The sequence below is a fragment of the Actinopolymorpha singaporensis genome (assembly GCF_900104745.1).
GTDB classification, from domain to species: Bacteria; Actinomycetota; Actinomycetes; order Propionibacteriales; family Actinopolymorphaceae; genus Actinopolymorpha; species Actinopolymorpha singaporensis.
In genome coordinates, this window is the sequence record NZ_LT629732.1 from 47,683 (window position 1) to 62,228 (window position 14,546).

Sequence of the window (14,546 nt, forward strand, 5' to 3'; positions counted from 1 at the left end):
GAAAAGGAGACCCATGTTGCGTGTCGCAGTCGTCGGCCTGGGCAACATCGGCAAGACGCACTCCCGCTACTACTCGGAGAACCCCGACGCCGAGCTCGTCGCCCTGTGCGACATCGACGCCGGCCGGGTCGACCCGGTGGCCAAGACCTACGGCGTACCCGCCTATCACGACCTCGGTGAGATGCTCGCCGCCGAACGCCCGGACGCGGTGAGCATCGCCACCGCCGGACCGGAGAACGGCGGTCACCACCACGAGCCGACGATGCAGGCGATCGAGGCCGGCGTGCACGTCCTGGTGGAGAAGCCGATCTCCAACAACATCGAGCACGCCCGGGAGATGGTGCGGGCGGCCAAGGAGCGCGGCGTCCTCATGGGCGTCAACCTCAACCACCGTTTCACCCCCGCGGCCGAACGCGCCAAGAAGCTGCAGGAGGACGGCACGCTCGGCGAGGTGCTGTTCCTGAACATGGCGCTGTGGATCAACAACCCGAACGAGAGCTCGCCGTGGTTCCACCTGCGGGCGCTGCACCCGCACTCGATCGACGTGATGCGCTACTTCGGCGGGCCGATCGCGAAGGTGCAGGCCTTCTGCCACAAGGGCCCGGGCCGCCAGATCTGGTCCAACGCGTCGGTCAACGTGCAGTTCGCCAGCGGTGCGGTCGGTCACCTGACCGGCAGCTACGACGCCAGCGGCCTGCACCCGATCGAGCGGTGCGAGGTCGGCGGCAGCGCGGGCCGGCTGGTGATCGAGAACGTCTACCAGAAGCTGGAGTTCTTCCCGCGTACGTCGCCGGAGAAGCTGGTGGTGGAGAACTCCATCATGGGCGGGATGGGCAACTTCAACGAGACGTTCCGCAACCGGATCAACGCGTTCGTCTCGCAGGTCGCCGCCGGCGGTCCGCTGGACGCCTCCGGTGAGGACGGCCTGGCCGCGCAGGAAGTCATCGAGGCGGCGATCCGGTCCTTCGAGAACGGCACCATCGAGGAGGTGGCCGGATGACCGACGACGCCGAGCGCACGCCGTCCGCCGGCCGCAGGCGACCGAACATCGTCCTGATCGCGCTGGACACCCAGCGCGCGGACCACCTCGGCTGCTACGGCTACGGCCGCGACACCAGCCCCAACATCGACGCGATCGCCTCCGAGGGCGTGGTGTTCGAACGCTGCATCGCGCCCAACATCCCCACCCACCCGAGCTTCACCACGTTGTTCTCCGGCAAGGAGGCGATCACCCACGACATCGTCAACATCGGCGGCGGCGTGCCGGTCGCCGACGGTGTACGCCTGCTGCCGGAGATCCTGCGGGACAACGGATACGCCACCGCGGCGGTGGACAACATGGGCCGGCACTTCACCCGCGGCTACGAACGCTACGAGCAGTACCGATGGGATCGTTCCGACCCGACCGTGCTGCGCAAGGCCGAGACGGTGACCAACCTCGCGCTGCCGGTGCTGGACGACCTGGTCGCCGGCGAACGGCCGTTCTTCTGCTTCCTGCACTACTGGGACCCGCACACGCCCTACCTCCCGCCGCCCGGCTACGAGGACCTCTACACCGACAGCGGCCGGGACCCGTACGACCCGGACAACCACAGCATGGACGAGGCGTGGAGCTGGGAACCGTTCAAGTGGTACTTCCACGACTGGATGCCCGGCGTCACCGACGCCCAGCACGTGATCGACCTGTACGACGGTGAGATCCGCTACATGGACGACGATCTCGCCCGCGTCTTCGCCGCGCTCGAACGCGTCCGCGAGGACACCATCGTGGTGATCACCGCCGACCACGGCGAGGTCCTCAACGAACAGCTCGGCTACTTCGACCACCACGGGCTGTACGAGGGGAACGTCCACATCCCGCTGATCATCTCCTGGCCGGGGACGCTGCCCGCGGGCAGGCGGATACCCGGACTGGTGCAGAACCTCGACGTCGCGCAGACCCTGCTCGACGCCGTGGGCATTCCGCAGCGGGAGCACATGGAGGGGCTGAGCCTGTTCCCTGTGCTGTCCGGCGTACGCGACGGCAACTACGACACCGTCTACCTGTCCGAGGCGACCTGGGAAGTCAAGCGCGGGTTGCGCACCGACCGGTGGAAGTTCATCCGGGCGATCGAGCCGGACCCGCACGGGCGGCCGATGGTGGAGTTGTACGACCTGCACGCCGATCCGGGCGAGCAGGACAACATCGCCGAGAGCGAACCCGCCGTGGTGAAGGAGCTGTCGGACCGGCTGGACGCGTGGCTCGGTCGGCGGCTGACCGAGACGGGGAAGACCCGGGACCCGGTGGCCGAGCAGGGCGCGTGCGCGTCGGCGATCGGTCAGCCGAGGCCGGACGAGGTGGTCGGCGCGGGGGCGACGCCGTTGCGCGACCGCGTCGGTTCCGGGGGCGGCGCGGCCAACATCCCCGACCCGAGCGAACTCAACGCCGGCCGCTGAGATCGGCTCGGCCACCGCGCACCGAATCACCGCGCACCGAATCACCGAACGGAGCCGAACCCAACGTGCGAAGGCGTCCGCACATCGTCGTGGTGGGGATCGACACCCTGCGTCCGGACCATCTGGGGTGCTACGGCTACCGGCGCCCGACGTCTCCGGGCCTGGACGCGCTCGCCGCGCAGAGCGTCGTCTTCGACGCGTTCTGCGCGGCGGGCATTCCCACCACGCCGGCGTTCACCACGCTGCTCACCGGCCTGCACCCGCTGGTGCACCAGGTCGTCACCCACCCGGCCCGGCACCGGATGGGTCCCCGGATCGCCAGCCTGCCCCAGCTCGCGCAGGACGCGGGCTACCACACCGCGGCGTGCGACAACCTCGTCGTGCAGGGATCCGGCCGGGGCAGCTGGTTCGCCCGTGGGTTCGAGCAGTACTCCGGCTTCGTCTACACGCCGTTCGGTGACCAGAGCGCCCGCATCACCGACGCGGCGCTGTCGCTGGCGGCGGACGCCTCGGACGCTCCCGGGGACGACCCGCTGCTGCTGTTCGTGCACTACTGGGACCCGCACACGCCCTACGGTCCGCGGCCGCCGTACGACACCCTCCACTACGAACCGGGGTCCGGGCCGTTCGACCTCGCCGAGGTCCGGGCCCTGTCGCCCGGCTACTACGACGCGTTCCTCGCAGACATGCGGTTGCGGCACCCGGACGACTATGCGTACGTCCTCGCGCAGTACGACGGCGAGATCAGCCAGGTCGACGCGCAGGTGACCCGGCTCGTCGAGGGCCTCACGAGCTTCGGCCTGTGGGACGACACGGTGTTCGTCGTCCTGTCCGACCACGGCGAGTGCTTCGGCGAGGGCGACTTCCACTTCGACCACCACGGCCTGTACGACGCGGTGACCCGCACGGTCTTGATGATGCGCGTGCCCGGCCTGCCACCGGGCAGGCGCGGCGCCCTCGTCTCGCACGAGGACCTGCTGCCGACGCTGTGCGACCTGGGCGGGATCCCGTTGCCGGCGTACCCGCTGACCGGCACCAGCCTGCGGCCCGTACTGACCGATCCCGCCGCGCCGGGCCGGGAGCACGTGCTGTCGGTGGAGTCCACCCGGCAGGCCTCGGTGTCGGTGCGTACGCCTGACCACAAGCTGGTCCAGCCGGTCACCGCGCTCGCCGACGGCACGCCGTTGCCGGACTTCTACGGGCGCCCGCGCCGTCCGGACCCGCTGGTGTTCGACCTGCGCGCCGACCCGGGCGAGACCCGCGACCTGTCCGGGGAGACCCCCGAACTGACCGAGTGCCTCCAGGCCCTGCTGGAGCACGAGCGCTCCCGGCTGCTGGCGTACCACGGCGGTCCGGATCCCCTGCTCACCCAGGGACTCGGCCTGCCGTTCGAGCGCTTCCTCGCGCGGGTGCTCGCCCGCGCACCCGCAGGGCGGTGATCAGGGCGCACAATGGAGGCAGCCGCTTCGCTCGCCCCGCAGGAGGTCGCAGATGACCGACACCACCGGCCCCCGGGAACGCTTCACCGACGAGGAACTCGCGTTCCTCCGGTACGTCCGGTTCGGCGAGCTGCCCGAGCGCGTTTCGCCGGCAGAGTGGGTCGAAACGGCCGAAACCGACCCGCCGGAGCCGTTCCCCAACCGCCGGGACGACCCGCGCCACTGGGGCGGCGTCAACCCCGTCTGACCAGCGGAAATCTTCCGGCGACCGACAATTTCCTCGGGGATCCATGGTCGGAGGCCTCGCGGACCGGGAAGACATGCCTGGGACCCGCGGGACGGAGGCACCACCATGACCAACTCCACGACCACGGAGCCGCCCACGCCACCGGCGGGGCCGGACACATCGTCGGGCACACCGTCGGGAGTCGCCGCCACGAGCGGCTACGTGCCGGTGAACGGCCTGGAGCTGTACTACGAGGTGCACGGCGAGGGTCGTCCTCTCGTACTGCTGCACGGTGCGCTCACCACGATCGGCACGTCGTTCGGCGCAGTCCTACCCCTGCTGGCCGAGAGGCACCGGGTGGTCGCCGTCGAGCAGCAGGCGCACGGCCACACCGGCGACATCGAGCGCCCGCTCACCTACGAGCAGCTGGCCGACGACACCGCGGCCGCGCTGCGCCACCTGTCTGTACACGACGCGGACATCCTCGGCTTCAGCATGGGCAGTGGCATCGCCGTCTGTCTCGCCATCCGCCATCCCGAGCTCGTCCGCAAGCTGGTGCTGGCCACCCCCGCGTACGACCGGGACGGCTTCCACCCCGGCGTCGTCGAGGACATGGCCGCGCTCCAGCCCGAACACCTCGCGGGCAGCCCGTTCGAGGAGGACTACCTGCGGACCGCGCCCAGGCCGCAGGACTGGCCGGTGCTGATCGAACGCGTGAAGCGGCTCAACCTGGAGTTCGTCGGCTGGCCGGAGGAGGCGGTGGCGGCCATCAAGGCGCCGGCGCTGATCGTCGTGGGCGACTCCGACGTCGTGCGTACCGAGCACGCGTTGTCGATGTTCCGGCTGCTCGGCGGCGGGGTCCCCGGTGACACCGCCGGCCTTCCGAACTCCCAGCTCGCCGTGCTTCCGGGCACCGGGCACCTCGCGCTGATGGAGCGCGCCGAGTGGCTGACGACCATGGTCGAGGCGTTCGTGGAGGCGCCGGTACGCGCGAAGCCGTGAGTGCCGGTCACCGCGTCGAGGCGGTCGGCAGGTCCGACGCGCCGGGCGCGCCGGGCGCGCCGATGAGGTCGCGGGTGTAGCGGAGCTCGTACGCGGCGCCGATACGCTCCCACCCGGCGGCCGACTCGGCGAGCAGAGCGGGATCTCCGGATGCTCGTCCCCGCGCACGGGCGAGGCACGCCGCCGCCCAGGCGTTCTGCTCGACCCAGGTCGCCGCCTCCGCCAGCCGGCCGGCGGCATCCGGCAGGTCCGCCACCACCGCCAGCTCCGCACCGGCCGCGTGGGCGTACGCCTCGTGCCGGCTCAGCGGATAGGCCCCGAACGCGCGCCGCACCACCTCCGCCGCGTCGTCCAGACGCCCGGTGTGCACCGCGATCCGCGCGTCGACGAAGGCAGCGAACGACGCGACGCCGGGCGCGTCGTCCATGGTGGCCGGGCCGGCCGGGTCGGTCGCGCCGCCGGTCCCGCCGACCCCGCTCACCCGCTGGGCCCGGGCTCGCCAGTCCGCGAACCTCTCCTGGTCGCCGCGCAGGCCGTGGACCAGCGCGACCGAGAGGACGGCCGGCGCCAGGGGGGTCGACACCGGTCGCCCGGCGCGCAGCCAGCCGTCCCACATCTCGTCGGCGTGGTCCAGCGCCTCGCCGAACGCCCCACACAACGCGAGGACGGTGATCAGCTTTCCGGCGGAGGCGTACGGGTGGTTGCCGACGAGCTCGTCGGCGTGCAGCCGGACCGCCGCGGGCCTGGCGGCGGGCAGGTCACCGGCCGCGACGGCGTACGTCACCGCCATGTGGAGCGCGTCGGCGATCTCCGCGCCCGCCGCAGGGTCGTCCCGCGCCATCTCGTCCACCAGCGGGAGCCGCTCCCCCGACACGTGGTGGGCCTCGCGCAGCCGGCCGGCCCGGATCGCCGCCGCGCTCACCGCGTCCAGGCAGGCGCTGACCAGGACCGGATCGTCGTCGGCTGCACGGGCCGCCGTCACCGCCTGCCGCGCCGTCTCGGGATCCGGCGCCCGCCGGGTGTACCCACCCGCCCACGCGGCCGCCGCCGCCAGCGCTGCGGCCGTCACCGGGTTGCCCGGATCGGCGCAGGCCCGCGCGTCGGCCAGCAGCCGGGTCAGCCGCTCGCGGGGAACCGCCGTCGGATCGGCGGTGAATCTGCAGGCCGCCTCCACGGCCCGGGCCAGTAGCCTCGCCCGGACGTCGGCTTCGCCGGCCTCGCCGGCCCGCTGCGCACCGGCGACGAGCAGGTCGAACGCCTCGGTGCCCGGGTTGAGGCCGGCCAGTGTGGTCTCGGCCGCGCCGCGCAGGTCCCGGGCGGCGTCACCCGGTGCGGGAGCGAGGTCGGCCGCCTGCCTGAAGTGCAGGGTCGCCTCGCTGACGAACCTGCGGGCGTAGCTCAGCGCAGCGAGGGACCGGGCCAGGCCGTGTGCACGCCCCGTCAGGGTCACCGGGAGACTCGATCTGTTCGCCCAGGCGTGCGACACGGCGGCTCGCAGGTCGTCTGCCACCACGTCGAAGTCGTCCTGCCACGGCTCGCCCGCGATCCGGCGCCGGTCCAGCTCGGCGGTGACGCCGGTCGCCCACTCCAGGTGACGGCCGCGCACCTCGGTCAGCTCTGCGCTCGCCCGGAGCTCGTCCGCAGCGAACGCGCGGACCGTCTCCAGCAGCCGCCAGCTGCACCGGGCACCGCGCTGCCGTACGACCATGCTCTTCTCCACCAGCCGCCCGAGCAGGTCGGCCGCCGCGCTCGCGTCTCCGCCGTGGACCATCGCCGACGCCGCGGCCAGGTCGAACGACCCGGCGAACACCGCCAGCCGCCGGAACAACCCGCGCTCGTCGGCGTCGAGCAGTCCGTAGCTCCAGCTGATCACGTCCCGCAGCGAACGATGCCGTACGTGGGCGCCCCGGCCGCCGGAGACGAGCCGGAGCGCGTCGTCCAGCCCGGCCCGCAACCCCTCTCCACCCAGCGCGGGTACCCGGGCCGCAGCCAGCTCGATCGCCAGCGGCATCCCGTCCAGCCGCCGGCACACCTCCCCTACGACCGGTGGGTCCAGCACGACGTCGGGATCGACCGCTGCCGCGCGTACCCGGAACAGCTCCTCCGCGTCAGACCCGAGCGGCAGCGGAGCCACCGGCAGGACCCGCTCACCGGGCACAGCCAGCCGCTCCCGGCTCGTCGTCAGGACCGTCAGCTCGGGACAGCCGGAGAGCATCCGGTCGGCGAACGCGGCGACGGCCTCCACGAGGTGCTCGCAGTTGTCCAGCACCAGCAGCGAGCGGCCCACGCCGAGGCGGCGGACGATCCCCTCCATCAACGTCTGCCTGCCCGACTCGGTGACACCGAGGGCGGCCGCGACGGCCTGTACGACGAACTCCGCGCCCACCGGAACCAGGTCCACGAACGCACCGCCGGAAGGGAACGCCGGGCCCGCCACCCACGCCGCGCTCGCCGCCAACCGGGTCTTGCCGACCCCACCCGGGCCGAGCAGCGTGACCAGACGTTCGGTCCGCAGCGCGGACAGGATCGCGTCCCGCTCGGGTACCCGGCCGATGAAGGGAGTCCGGGGTACGGGCAGGCCGACGATCTGAGCAGGGGACGAACCCGCCGTCGCACCATCCGGGCCGCTGCCGGTGGCGCCGTCCGGCGCGCCGGCGAGTGCTGCCAGGGCTGCCCGGTCGGGTACGCCGTACTTGCGCAGCAGGGAGGACACGTGGCTTTCCACCGTGCGGACCGAGATGTGCAGCCGGCCGGCGATCGCGGCGTTGGACAGCCGGGCACGCAACAGGCCGAGCACCTCGGCCTCCCGCTCGGAAACCGGGGCCGCGCCGGTCCTTGCCTCCCCCACGAGTGCACCGTATCCGCCTGACGGTGCGCAGCGGTCCAGTGGTGAATCCGTGGTGGGTCCGTGGCGGATCCGTGGCGGATCCGTGGCGGCCACGGATGCCTGGCCACGCCCGTCGGCCGACGATGGTGCTCGTCCGGAAGGCCGGGCAGCGGCAGTGGCCGTGGCTACGACCACTCGACGGACACCACCGCATGCACCGCAGACCCCATGTGCAGAAGGAGATTCACGATGACGGAGGGCTACACCTACAACCACACCCGCACGCTCGACGCGCCGGTCGCCAGGGTGTGGGAAGCGTGGACGACCCCCGAGCAGTACGCCCAGTGGGCGAACGCCGTCCCCGGCTCGGTCGAGATGGACGTCCGGCCGGGTGGCAGGTGGAAGGCCACCATGGTCACCCCCGGCGGGGAGTTCCCGCTCGCCGGCTCCTACCTCGAGGTCGCGGAGAACCGCCGCCTCGTCCTCGGTATGGAGGTCCCCGGCCGGCCCGACCCTGTGGTGATGTCCGCCGACTTCAACGACCGCGGCGAGCGATCCGAGATCACGGTGTCCCAGACCTGTGACACCCCGGAGGAGCGCGACGCCACCGAGCAGGGCAGCACGATCCTCGTGGACGGGCTGAGCAGGTTCGTCGCGAACTCCTGAGCCCCGAGCGCACCCGCCCCTCCGCGTGGCGGCCCGAGCCGTCGGGCCGCCACGCACCCTAGATCGGATCCAGGGTGTAGTGGCCCTGCGCGTCCTCGAAGTACACGATCACGGCCCAGTCGTCTCCGCTGATCGAACCGTGGCAGACCGCGACCACGCCCTGGGCCACCGAGGCGACGTCCGGGCACCTCATCGCCCCGACGTCGCCGCCGTCGTCGGTGATCCGGTTCGTCACCACGTCCTCGAGGTCCGCACCCCGGACACCGGCCGACGAGGTGGCCAGCTTCCCGGTCAGCTTCCCGGTCAGCGGACCGCCTCCATCAGGGCCTCCGCCGAGGAACAACACCAGCACCGCGATCACGCCGATCAGGGCGATGCCGGAAAGGACGAGGCTCACGATCGCGAGCTTCGACGGCGAGCCCCGGTCGGCCCTGACAGGTTGGGGCGGCATCGCGGGCCAGACCGGTTGTGGGTTGTGTGCGTCCGTACCGTGCTGCATCTGACCGCGCTCACCTTCGGAAGTTCCATGGTGCGTCGCAGAACGGTAGGCCCCGCTCGGTCGTACCGGCGCGGCGATCACCCAGGTTGGCCATTTCGGCCATTTCGGTGTGTACGACATCGCCGCAGCCGTCTCGGGCGCACGCCTACCCATCTCGCCGACGAGGTTCGAGTGAGCCCGAAGGGCGGCGAGGAGCATGGCACCCTTGCCGGTACGCACAGACGCTCGGCAACAGGATGGAACACCCAGCTTGAGCGAGATCCGGATCCACGTCCGCATGACCGCGCGGTCGGTCGACGAGCCGCACCGCGCCTCGAGTCAGCTCGAGTTGTTGTTCGACCTCACGTTCGTGGTCGCGGTCGCGAGCATCGTGGCCCAACTCGCGCACGGCATCGAAGCGGGCCACGCGGTCGCTGGGGTCACGCCGTTCCTGGAGGTGTTCTTCGCGATCTGGTGGGCGTGGATGAACTTCACCTGGTTCGCCTCGTCCTACGACACCGACGACGTCTCGTTCCGGCTCCTGACGCTGGTGCAGATGGCCGGGGTCCTCGTGCTCGCGGCGGGCGTGCCGGCGGCGGTGCACGACGGCAACCTCGGCGCGGTGACGCTCGGGTACCTGATCATGCGGGTGGGTCTCGTCGCCCAGTGGCTGCGGGCGGGGATCGAGGATCCGCCAAGTCGTGGGACGGCCTTCCGTTATGCCGCGGGGATCTCGATCCTGCAGGTCGGCTGGGTGCTGCGCCTCCTCCTCGCCGAGGCCGGGGTACTCCCGGAAGGCTCACTGCTCCCGATCTTCCTGGTTCTCGTCGCGCTGGAGCTCACAGTGCCCGTTGTGGCGGAGCGGGCCGTGTCCACGACCTGGCACCCGCACCACATCGCCGAACGCTATGGCCTGTTCACCATCATCCTGCTCGGTGAGAGCGTGCTCGCCACCTCCGTCGGTGTCGCCGCGGCGATCAAGGGCGGCGTGAGCGGCTCGCTCGTGACGATCTCCGTGTCCGGGCTCGTCCTGCTCTTCGCGCTGTGGTGGCTGTATTTCCTCCAGCCCGCCGGAGAGGGGCTCAGCCGCAACCGCCAGCGTTCGTACCTGTGGGGCTACGGCCACTACTTCATCTTCGCGGCGCTCGCTGCTCTCGGTGCGGGACTTGAGGTCGCGGTCGCACAGACCGGGCGCCATGTCGGGACGTCGCACGTGTCGTCGCTGACGGTTTGTTACGCCGTGGCCATCCCGGTCAGCGTGTTCCTCGTACTGCTGACGGCGGCGCACGCACCGATCGCACCTCGGCGGGTCATCCACCCCGCGGTGACTATCGTCGGCGCCGGCCTCACCCTGCTGCTGCCAATCGCGTCGGTGGTGGCCGGCTCGGTCTTCGTGGTCGCGGCCATCGCGACCGTGTGCGTGCTGGCCGTCGCCGTGACGACTGTCCAGCGACGTGCGAGCGCGCCGTCGCAGTGAAACTCACCTTGCCGGCGCTCGACGCCGGGTGCGATGCTTGGGCGGCGTACGACCTTGGGGGAACGCAATGAGCGGCTGGATGTGGATCCTTCTCATCTTTGTCTGGCTCGGCGGCGCCAGCTGGATAGTCGAGACCACGCGGAAGGCGCTGAAGACCCGGCACAAGCGCCGGCTCGAACTCGAGCGGGAGACCACCCGCCGCACGCTCGCCCAGCAGGCCGCCGACCAGCCGCCGCAGCCCATCTGCGGCTGCACCCACCACCTCGCCAAGCACGACCGGTCCACCGGGAAGTGCCACGAGGAGGTACAGGCGCCAGTCGCCTGGGATGCCGACCGCAAGCCGGTGCAGTTCGAGGCTCGCCAGTGCAACTGCCAGCAGTACGTCGGGCCCGAGCCTCTCGGCACGGTGTACGCGCCCGAGATCATCGACCCTCGCTGAGAGCTGCGAAAGCCGCACCTTCGGCCTGACAGCGCGACGAGAAACCGGCCGGGAGTGAACCGCCCCCAGAGCGGGTACGCGCCGCTCGACTCGACGGTGTGCTCGCGTACGCTCACCGGCGTCGGCGCGCACTCACCCGCACGGTGCGCGAGCGATCAGCAGGAGGGAAGCTGTGGCCGGGCTGGACCTGGACGAACTCCTGCACGTCGCCCTGGGCGCCGCCGACATCGCCCGGCGAATTCTGCGCGGCGAGTCCGGCGTGTCTCTCACCTCGGTGACCCAGAAGAGCGACCGGGACTTCGCCTCCAACCTCGACTTCACCGTCGAACGCGAGCTTCGTGCCTACCTTCGCGAACACACACCCCGGTTCGGCTTCCTCGGCGAGGAGGAGGGCTCCGGTGCGACGGAAGGCGGCCGGCCGGAGCTGCCCGTGACCGACCCGGCTGCCGACGAGCGACCGTTCTGGGCACTGGACCCGGTGGACGGTACGTCGAACCTCATCCACGGCGTGCCCATGTGCGGGACGTCGCTCGGGCTGGTCCACCGCAGACGCCCGGTCCTCGGCGTGATCGACCTGCCGTTCCTGAACGAGCGGTACCACGCGCGTCGGGGCGGCGGCGCGTTCCTGAACGGCGACCCCATCCACGGCGGCAGGGCGACCAGCCTGCAGCGTGCGTTCGTCGCGGTCGGCGACTTCGCCACGGGCGCGGCGGCCGAGCGGCAGAACCCGCTCCGGCTGGCGATGGTCGAGCAACTCGCCCACCGGGTCGAACGCATCCGGATGCTCGGCTCGGCCGCCACCGACCTGGCATGGACGGCCGCCGGTCGCGTGGACGCCTGCGTCCTGCTCAGCAACAAGCCGTGGGACACCGCGGCGGGCGTGATCATCGCCCGCGAGGCCGGCGCCGACGTGGTGGACGTCGACGGCAGTCCGCACGACCTGGACTCCCAGGGGACCATCGCGGTGTCGGCTGCCGTCCGGGACGAACTGCTGGCCCTGCTCGCCGCCGCCGGGGTCGGCCACTAGCGCGTCTTCCGACCCGACCGATGAGTTCGCGGGCGAGCGCAGGTCTACCCCCGGAAGACAGCGGCCGAGTTGGAAAGGTGGCATCCACATGGCGACCTTCGTGTTGATCCACGGCGGCGGAGACGTGGGCTGGGCCTGGCATCTGGTGGAGGCCGAACTCCGGGCGCGCGGCCACGACACGGTCGCTCCCGACCTGCCGAGCGGCGACGACTCCGCGGATCTCGACGCGTACGCCGATGCCGTGGTCGATGCAGTCGGCGACCGGCGTGGTCCGGTCGAGCGGACCGGTCCGGATGACCGGGATGATCTGGTCGTGGTCGGCCACTCCTACGGCGCTTTCACCGCGCCACTTGTCGCCGACCGGCTCTCGGCCCACCTGTTGGTCCTCCTGGCCGGGATGGTCCCGTCCCCCGGCGAGCCCCCGGGTGACTGGTGGACCAACACCGGCTACTCCGAGGCGGCAGCGAAGCAAGCGGAGATTGATGGCGGGCTCACCGGCAACGAGGATCCCTACATCCTCTTCTACGACGGGGTTCCACGCCCGCTGGCCGAGGAGGCGCTGGGGCGTGGGCGTAACGAGTCCCCCGCCGCGAGCGGCCAGCCGTGGCCGCTGGCTTCGTGGCCCGACGTACGGACGAAATTCGTGCTGTGCCAGGACGATCGGCTGTTCCCCGCCGACTTCTTCCGCCGGCTGGTGCCCGAACGCCTGGGCATCACACCGGACGAGCTGCCCGGCTGTCACTGCGCGATGCTAAGCCATCCCAAGGAACTGGCGAACCTTCTGGTCGGCTACCTGGGATCCGCGGAATCCTCGACGCCTTCCCCGGCGTGAAGACCGAGTGACGGCTCCCGTGACAGAGCGGCTTCACTGCCGCCGGCCGGACGCTCAGCGCAGGGGGCCGGTGACGTACAACGCATTGCCGTCGGGATCGCGGAAACCGGCTTCGCGTACGCCCCATGGCGCGTCGGCCGGTTCGATGCTGATCTCGCAGCCGGCCGCGCGCACCTGGTCGACCAGCGCGTCGACATCGTCGGTCTCGAAGGTGCCGACATCGACCGACCGCGGGTCGTCGCTGTGGTGCAAGAGGATCTTGACAGTCGTCGTCGCGGTCGCCTCGCCGGCCGCAGCCGAGCCGCCTACCGAAACTGCGAGGCTGATGTCACCGTCGTCGACGGACTGCCGTAGGAATCCGAGCACCTGCTCGTAGAACCGCGCCGACTTCTCGACATCGGCACAGAAGATGCTCTGCCCCGTGAACGCCACCCTGTTCATCGCGATCCTCGCCTTCCGTTGACACCGCATTGCATGCGCCATGCGCAATGCACATACTAGGCAGATGCGCCAGTCGTTGCCAGTGTTCGCAGAAGCAGGTCCGGCACCACAGCTGGAGATCGCACCTCCCACACTGGCCCTTGCGATGCCAACCGGCATGGTGCTGGTGGACTACGCCCTTGCAGGTATGGCGACTCCGACCCCCGAGCCGCAGCTCGTGGCCGAGGAGTTGCCGGCCGATCTCGTACGGGCGAGCCATCCGATCCGGGCGGTGCTCGCCCACGGCACGGTCCTCCGGGACGTACTTCTCGCCCAGCTTCCGCCCGAGCACGAGGGTCACACGTCCTGGCCCGCGCTTCGCGAATGGCTCGCCGACCTGGATGATGCGCACATCCTCGGCCTGGTCGAGTTCGGCGCGTACGCGTGTCTCACCTACGACCGGCCCACCGCGCACGATGATCCCGCTCACCGTCAACCCCGGGACGTGGCCGGCATGCTGGGCTCCCGCGCGGCACTGCGGCGCGACGTCACAGCCGTACTCGAATCGTGGCCGGTCCCCCGTGCCGGCAGGCGTTCGGCCGAGTTGCTCGACCCGTCGTCCGTACGCGACACGCTTCTGGAGTTGCTGGACGCGATCTGGGAGCTCTGGTTCGAACGCGTCTGGCACGACCAGCTGTCCGCACTGCGTGCCCAGGCCTCCATCGGGCCGCCGCCGGGTTGCGGAGGCGCACAGTGGGTCAGCGTCGTCACCGGACTGCGGCCGGAAGCGCAGTACGCGGAGGCGGCCGACCAGGCGCGCCGGCTCACCTTGGTGCCGTGCCCCGGACTCGGCAGAAGCCTGTCCCTGCTGCGGGACGAGCACGACATCTGGGTCCTCTACAGCCCGGCGTACGAACCGGCTCCCGAGCCCCGTCCCGGCGACAGCGCGACGGAGGCGCCGTCTCAGCGCCGCCGCACCGGCATCTCAGTCGGACGGCTCGCCTCACTCGCCCCTGCGATGCGCGCCCTGGGCGACCGAACCCGGCTGGCGATCGTGCTGCAGCTCCTCGACGACGGACCGCTCACCATGCAACAACTCGTCGACGTACTGCAGGTCCACCAGAGCACGGTGTCCCGTCAGGTCGCCGCCCTGCGGGAGGCGGGCTTGGTGGAGGTCGACGAACAGCGGCGCATCGTGGTCGACCGCGATCCCGTTCGCCAGGCGTGCCACACTCTCCTGGATGCGCTCGAATAGCCGAGCCATCCGCCCCGCACGT

At 71.1% G+C, this 14,546-nt stretch carries 14 protein-coding genes; 11 read left to right on the forward strand and 3 right to left on the reverse strand.

Going from position 1 to position 14,546, the window contains the following annotated elements; genetic code table 11:
* Positions 1–13: 13 nt before the first annotated feature.
* From BLU27_RS00200 to BLU27_RS00220, 5 genes are all read left to right on the forward strand, one after another.
* On the forward strand, positions 14–1,000 hold the full coding sequence (locus BLU27_RS00200) for a Gfo/Idh/MocA family protein (protein WP_092649421.1): 987 nt from the start codon (positions 14–16) through the stop codon (positions 998–1,000).
* Positions 997–2,436 (forward strand): sulfatase family protein, encoded by a 1,440-nt coding sequence (locus BLU27_RS00205; protein WP_092649423.1) that lies wholly within the window; start codon positions 997–999, stop codon positions 2,434–2,436. The genes BLU27_RS00200 and BLU27_RS00205 overlap by 4 nt, the downstream gene beginning before the upstream one ends.
* A 65-nt stretch (positions 2,437–2,501) precedes the next feature.
* Positions 2,502–3,875 carry a sulfatase family protein gene (locus tag BLU27_RS00210; RefSeq protein ID WP_092649425.1) on the forward strand — a complete coding sequence of 458 codons (1,374 nt, stop codon included), beginning with the start codon at positions 2,502–2,504 and terminating at the stop codon, positions 3,873–3,875.
* Positions 3,876–3,927: 52 nt separating this feature from the next.
* Positions 3,928–4,122, forward strand: a complete 195-nt coding sequence (locus BLU27_RS00215) for a hypothetical protein (protein ID WP_092649426.1) — start codon at positions 3,928–3,930, stop codon at positions 4,120–4,122.
* Positions 4,123–4,227: 105 nt separating this feature from the next.
* Entirely contained in the window at positions 4,228–5,103 is an 876-nt protein-coding gene (locus BLU27_RS00220) for an alpha/beta fold hydrolase (protein ID WP_092649428.1), read from the forward strand.
* Between the two features lie 7 nt (positions 5,104–5,110).
* On the opposite strand, the gene BLU27_RS30750 is transcribed toward BLU27_RS00220, so the two are convergent.
* Positions 5,111–7,951 carry an ATP-binding protein gene (locus BLU27_RS30750; RefSeq protein ID WP_172804838.1) on the reverse strand — a complete coding sequence of 947 codons (2,841 nt, stop codon included), beginning with the start codon at positions 7,949–7,951 and terminating at the stop codon, positions 5,111–5,113.
* Positions 7,952–8,179: 228 nt separating this feature from the next.
* On the opposite strand from BLU27_RS30750, the gene BLU27_RS29445 reads away from it, so the two are divergent.
* Positions 8,180–8,596 carry an SRPBCC family protein gene (locus BLU27_RS29445; protein ID WP_172804839.1) on the forward strand — a complete coding sequence of 139 codons (417 nt, stop codon included), beginning with the start codon at positions 8,180–8,182 and terminating at the stop codon, positions 8,594–8,596.
* Between the two features lie 58 nt (positions 8,597–8,654).
* Here BLU27_RS29445 and BLU27_RS00230 read toward each other — a convergent pair whose 3' ends face one another.
* Entirely contained in the window at positions 8,655–9,095 is a 441-nt protein-coding gene (locus tag BLU27_RS00230; protein WP_092649432.1) for a DUF4333 domain-containing protein, read from the reverse strand.
* Between the two features lie 250 nt (positions 9,096–9,345).
* Between BLU27_RS00230 and BLU27_RS00235 the strand changes: the two genes are divergently transcribed.
* The 4 genes from BLU27_RS00235 (at position 9,346) to BLU27_RS00250 (ending at position 12,849) form a co-directional block, all read left to right on the forward strand.
* Entirely contained in the window at positions 9,346–10,551 is a 1,206-nt protein-coding gene (locus BLU27_RS00235; protein WP_241827700.1) for a low temperature requirement protein A, read from the forward strand.
* A 79-nt stretch (positions 10,552–10,630) separates the two neighbouring features.
* On the forward strand, positions 10,631–10,990 hold the full coding sequence (locus BLU27_RS00240; protein ID WP_197681618.1) for a hypothetical protein: 360 nt from the start codon (positions 10,631–10,633) through the stop codon (positions 10,988–10,990).
* A gap of 172 nt (positions 10,991–11,162) precedes the next feature.
* Positions 11,163–12,017 (forward strand): inositol monophosphatase family protein, encoded by an 855-nt coding sequence (locus tag BLU27_RS00245; protein ID WP_241827701.1) that lies wholly within the window; start codon positions 11,163–11,165, stop codon positions 12,015–12,017.
* An 88-nt stretch (positions 12,018–12,105) separates the two neighbouring features.
* The gene (locus BLU27_RS00250) at positions 12,106–12,849 is read left to right on the forward strand and encodes an alpha/beta fold hydrolase (protein WP_092649436.1); all 744 of its coding nucleotides are present in this window, start codon (positions 12,106–12,108) and stop codon (positions 12,847–12,849) included.
* A 54-nt stretch (positions 12,850–12,903) separates the two neighbouring features.
* Here the strand turns inward: BLU27_RS00250 and BLU27_RS00255 are convergent, their stop codons facing one another.
* Positions 12,904–13,290, reverse strand: coding sequence for a VOC family protein (locus BLU27_RS00255; protein ID WP_092649438.1), 387 nt, complete (start codon positions 13,288–13,290; stop codon positions 12,904–12,906).
* A 145-nt stretch (positions 13,291–13,435) separates the two neighbouring features.
* On the opposite strand from BLU27_RS00255, the gene BLU27_RS00260 reads away from it, so the two are divergent.
* A complete protein-coding gene (locus BLU27_RS00260; RefSeq protein WP_157728116.1) occupies positions 13,436–14,524 on the forward strand; it encodes an ArsR/SmtB family transcription factor in 1,089 nt (362 codons plus the stop codon).
* Positions 14,525–14,546 lie beyond the last annotated feature (22 nt).

What these genes read in the sequence shown, in the direction of transcription:
- BLU27_RS00200 (WP_092649421.1), top strand. Translation starts at nt 14, where the DNA reads ATGTTGCGTGTCGCAGTCGTCGGCCTGGGCAACATCGGCAAGACGCAC.
- BLU27_RS00205 (WP_092649423.1), top strand. Translation starts at nt 997, where the DNA reads ATGACCGACGACGCCGAGCGCACGCCGTCCGCCGGCCGCAGGCGACCG.
- BLU27_RS00215 (WP_092649426.1), top strand. Translation starts at nt 3,928, where the DNA reads ATGACCGACACCACCGGCCCCCGGGAACGCTTCACCGACGAGGAACTC.
- BLU27_RS00220 (WP_092649428.1), top strand. Translation starts at nt 4,228, where the DNA reads ATGACCAACTCCACGACCACGGAGCCGCCCACGCCACCGGCGGGGCCG.
- BLU27_RS29445 (WP_172804839.1), top strand. Translation starts at nt 8,180, where the DNA reads ATGACGGAGGGCTACACCTACAACCACACCCGCACGCTCGACGCGCCG.
- BLU27_RS00230 (WP_092649432.1), bottom strand. Translation starts at nt 9,095, where the DNA reads ATGCAGCACGGTACGGACGCACACAACCCACAACCGGTCTGGCCCGCG.
- BLU27_RS00240 (WP_197681618.1), top strand. Translation starts at nt 10,631, where the DNA reads ATGTGGATCCTTCTCATCTTTGTCTGGCTCGGCGGCGCCAGCTGGATA.
- BLU27_RS00250 (WP_092649436.1), top strand. Translation starts at nt 12,106, where the DNA reads ATGGCGACCTTCGTGTTGATCCACGGCGGCGGAGACGTGGGCTGGGCC.
- BLU27_RS00255 (WP_092649438.1), bottom strand. Translation starts at nt 13,290, where the DNA reads ATGAACAGGGTGGCGTTCACGGGGCAGAGCATCTTCTGTGCCGATGTC.
- BLU27_RS00260 (WP_157728116.1), top strand. Translation starts at nt 13,436, where the DNA reads ATGCCAACCGGCATGGTGCTGGTGGACTACGCCCTTGCAGGTATGGCG.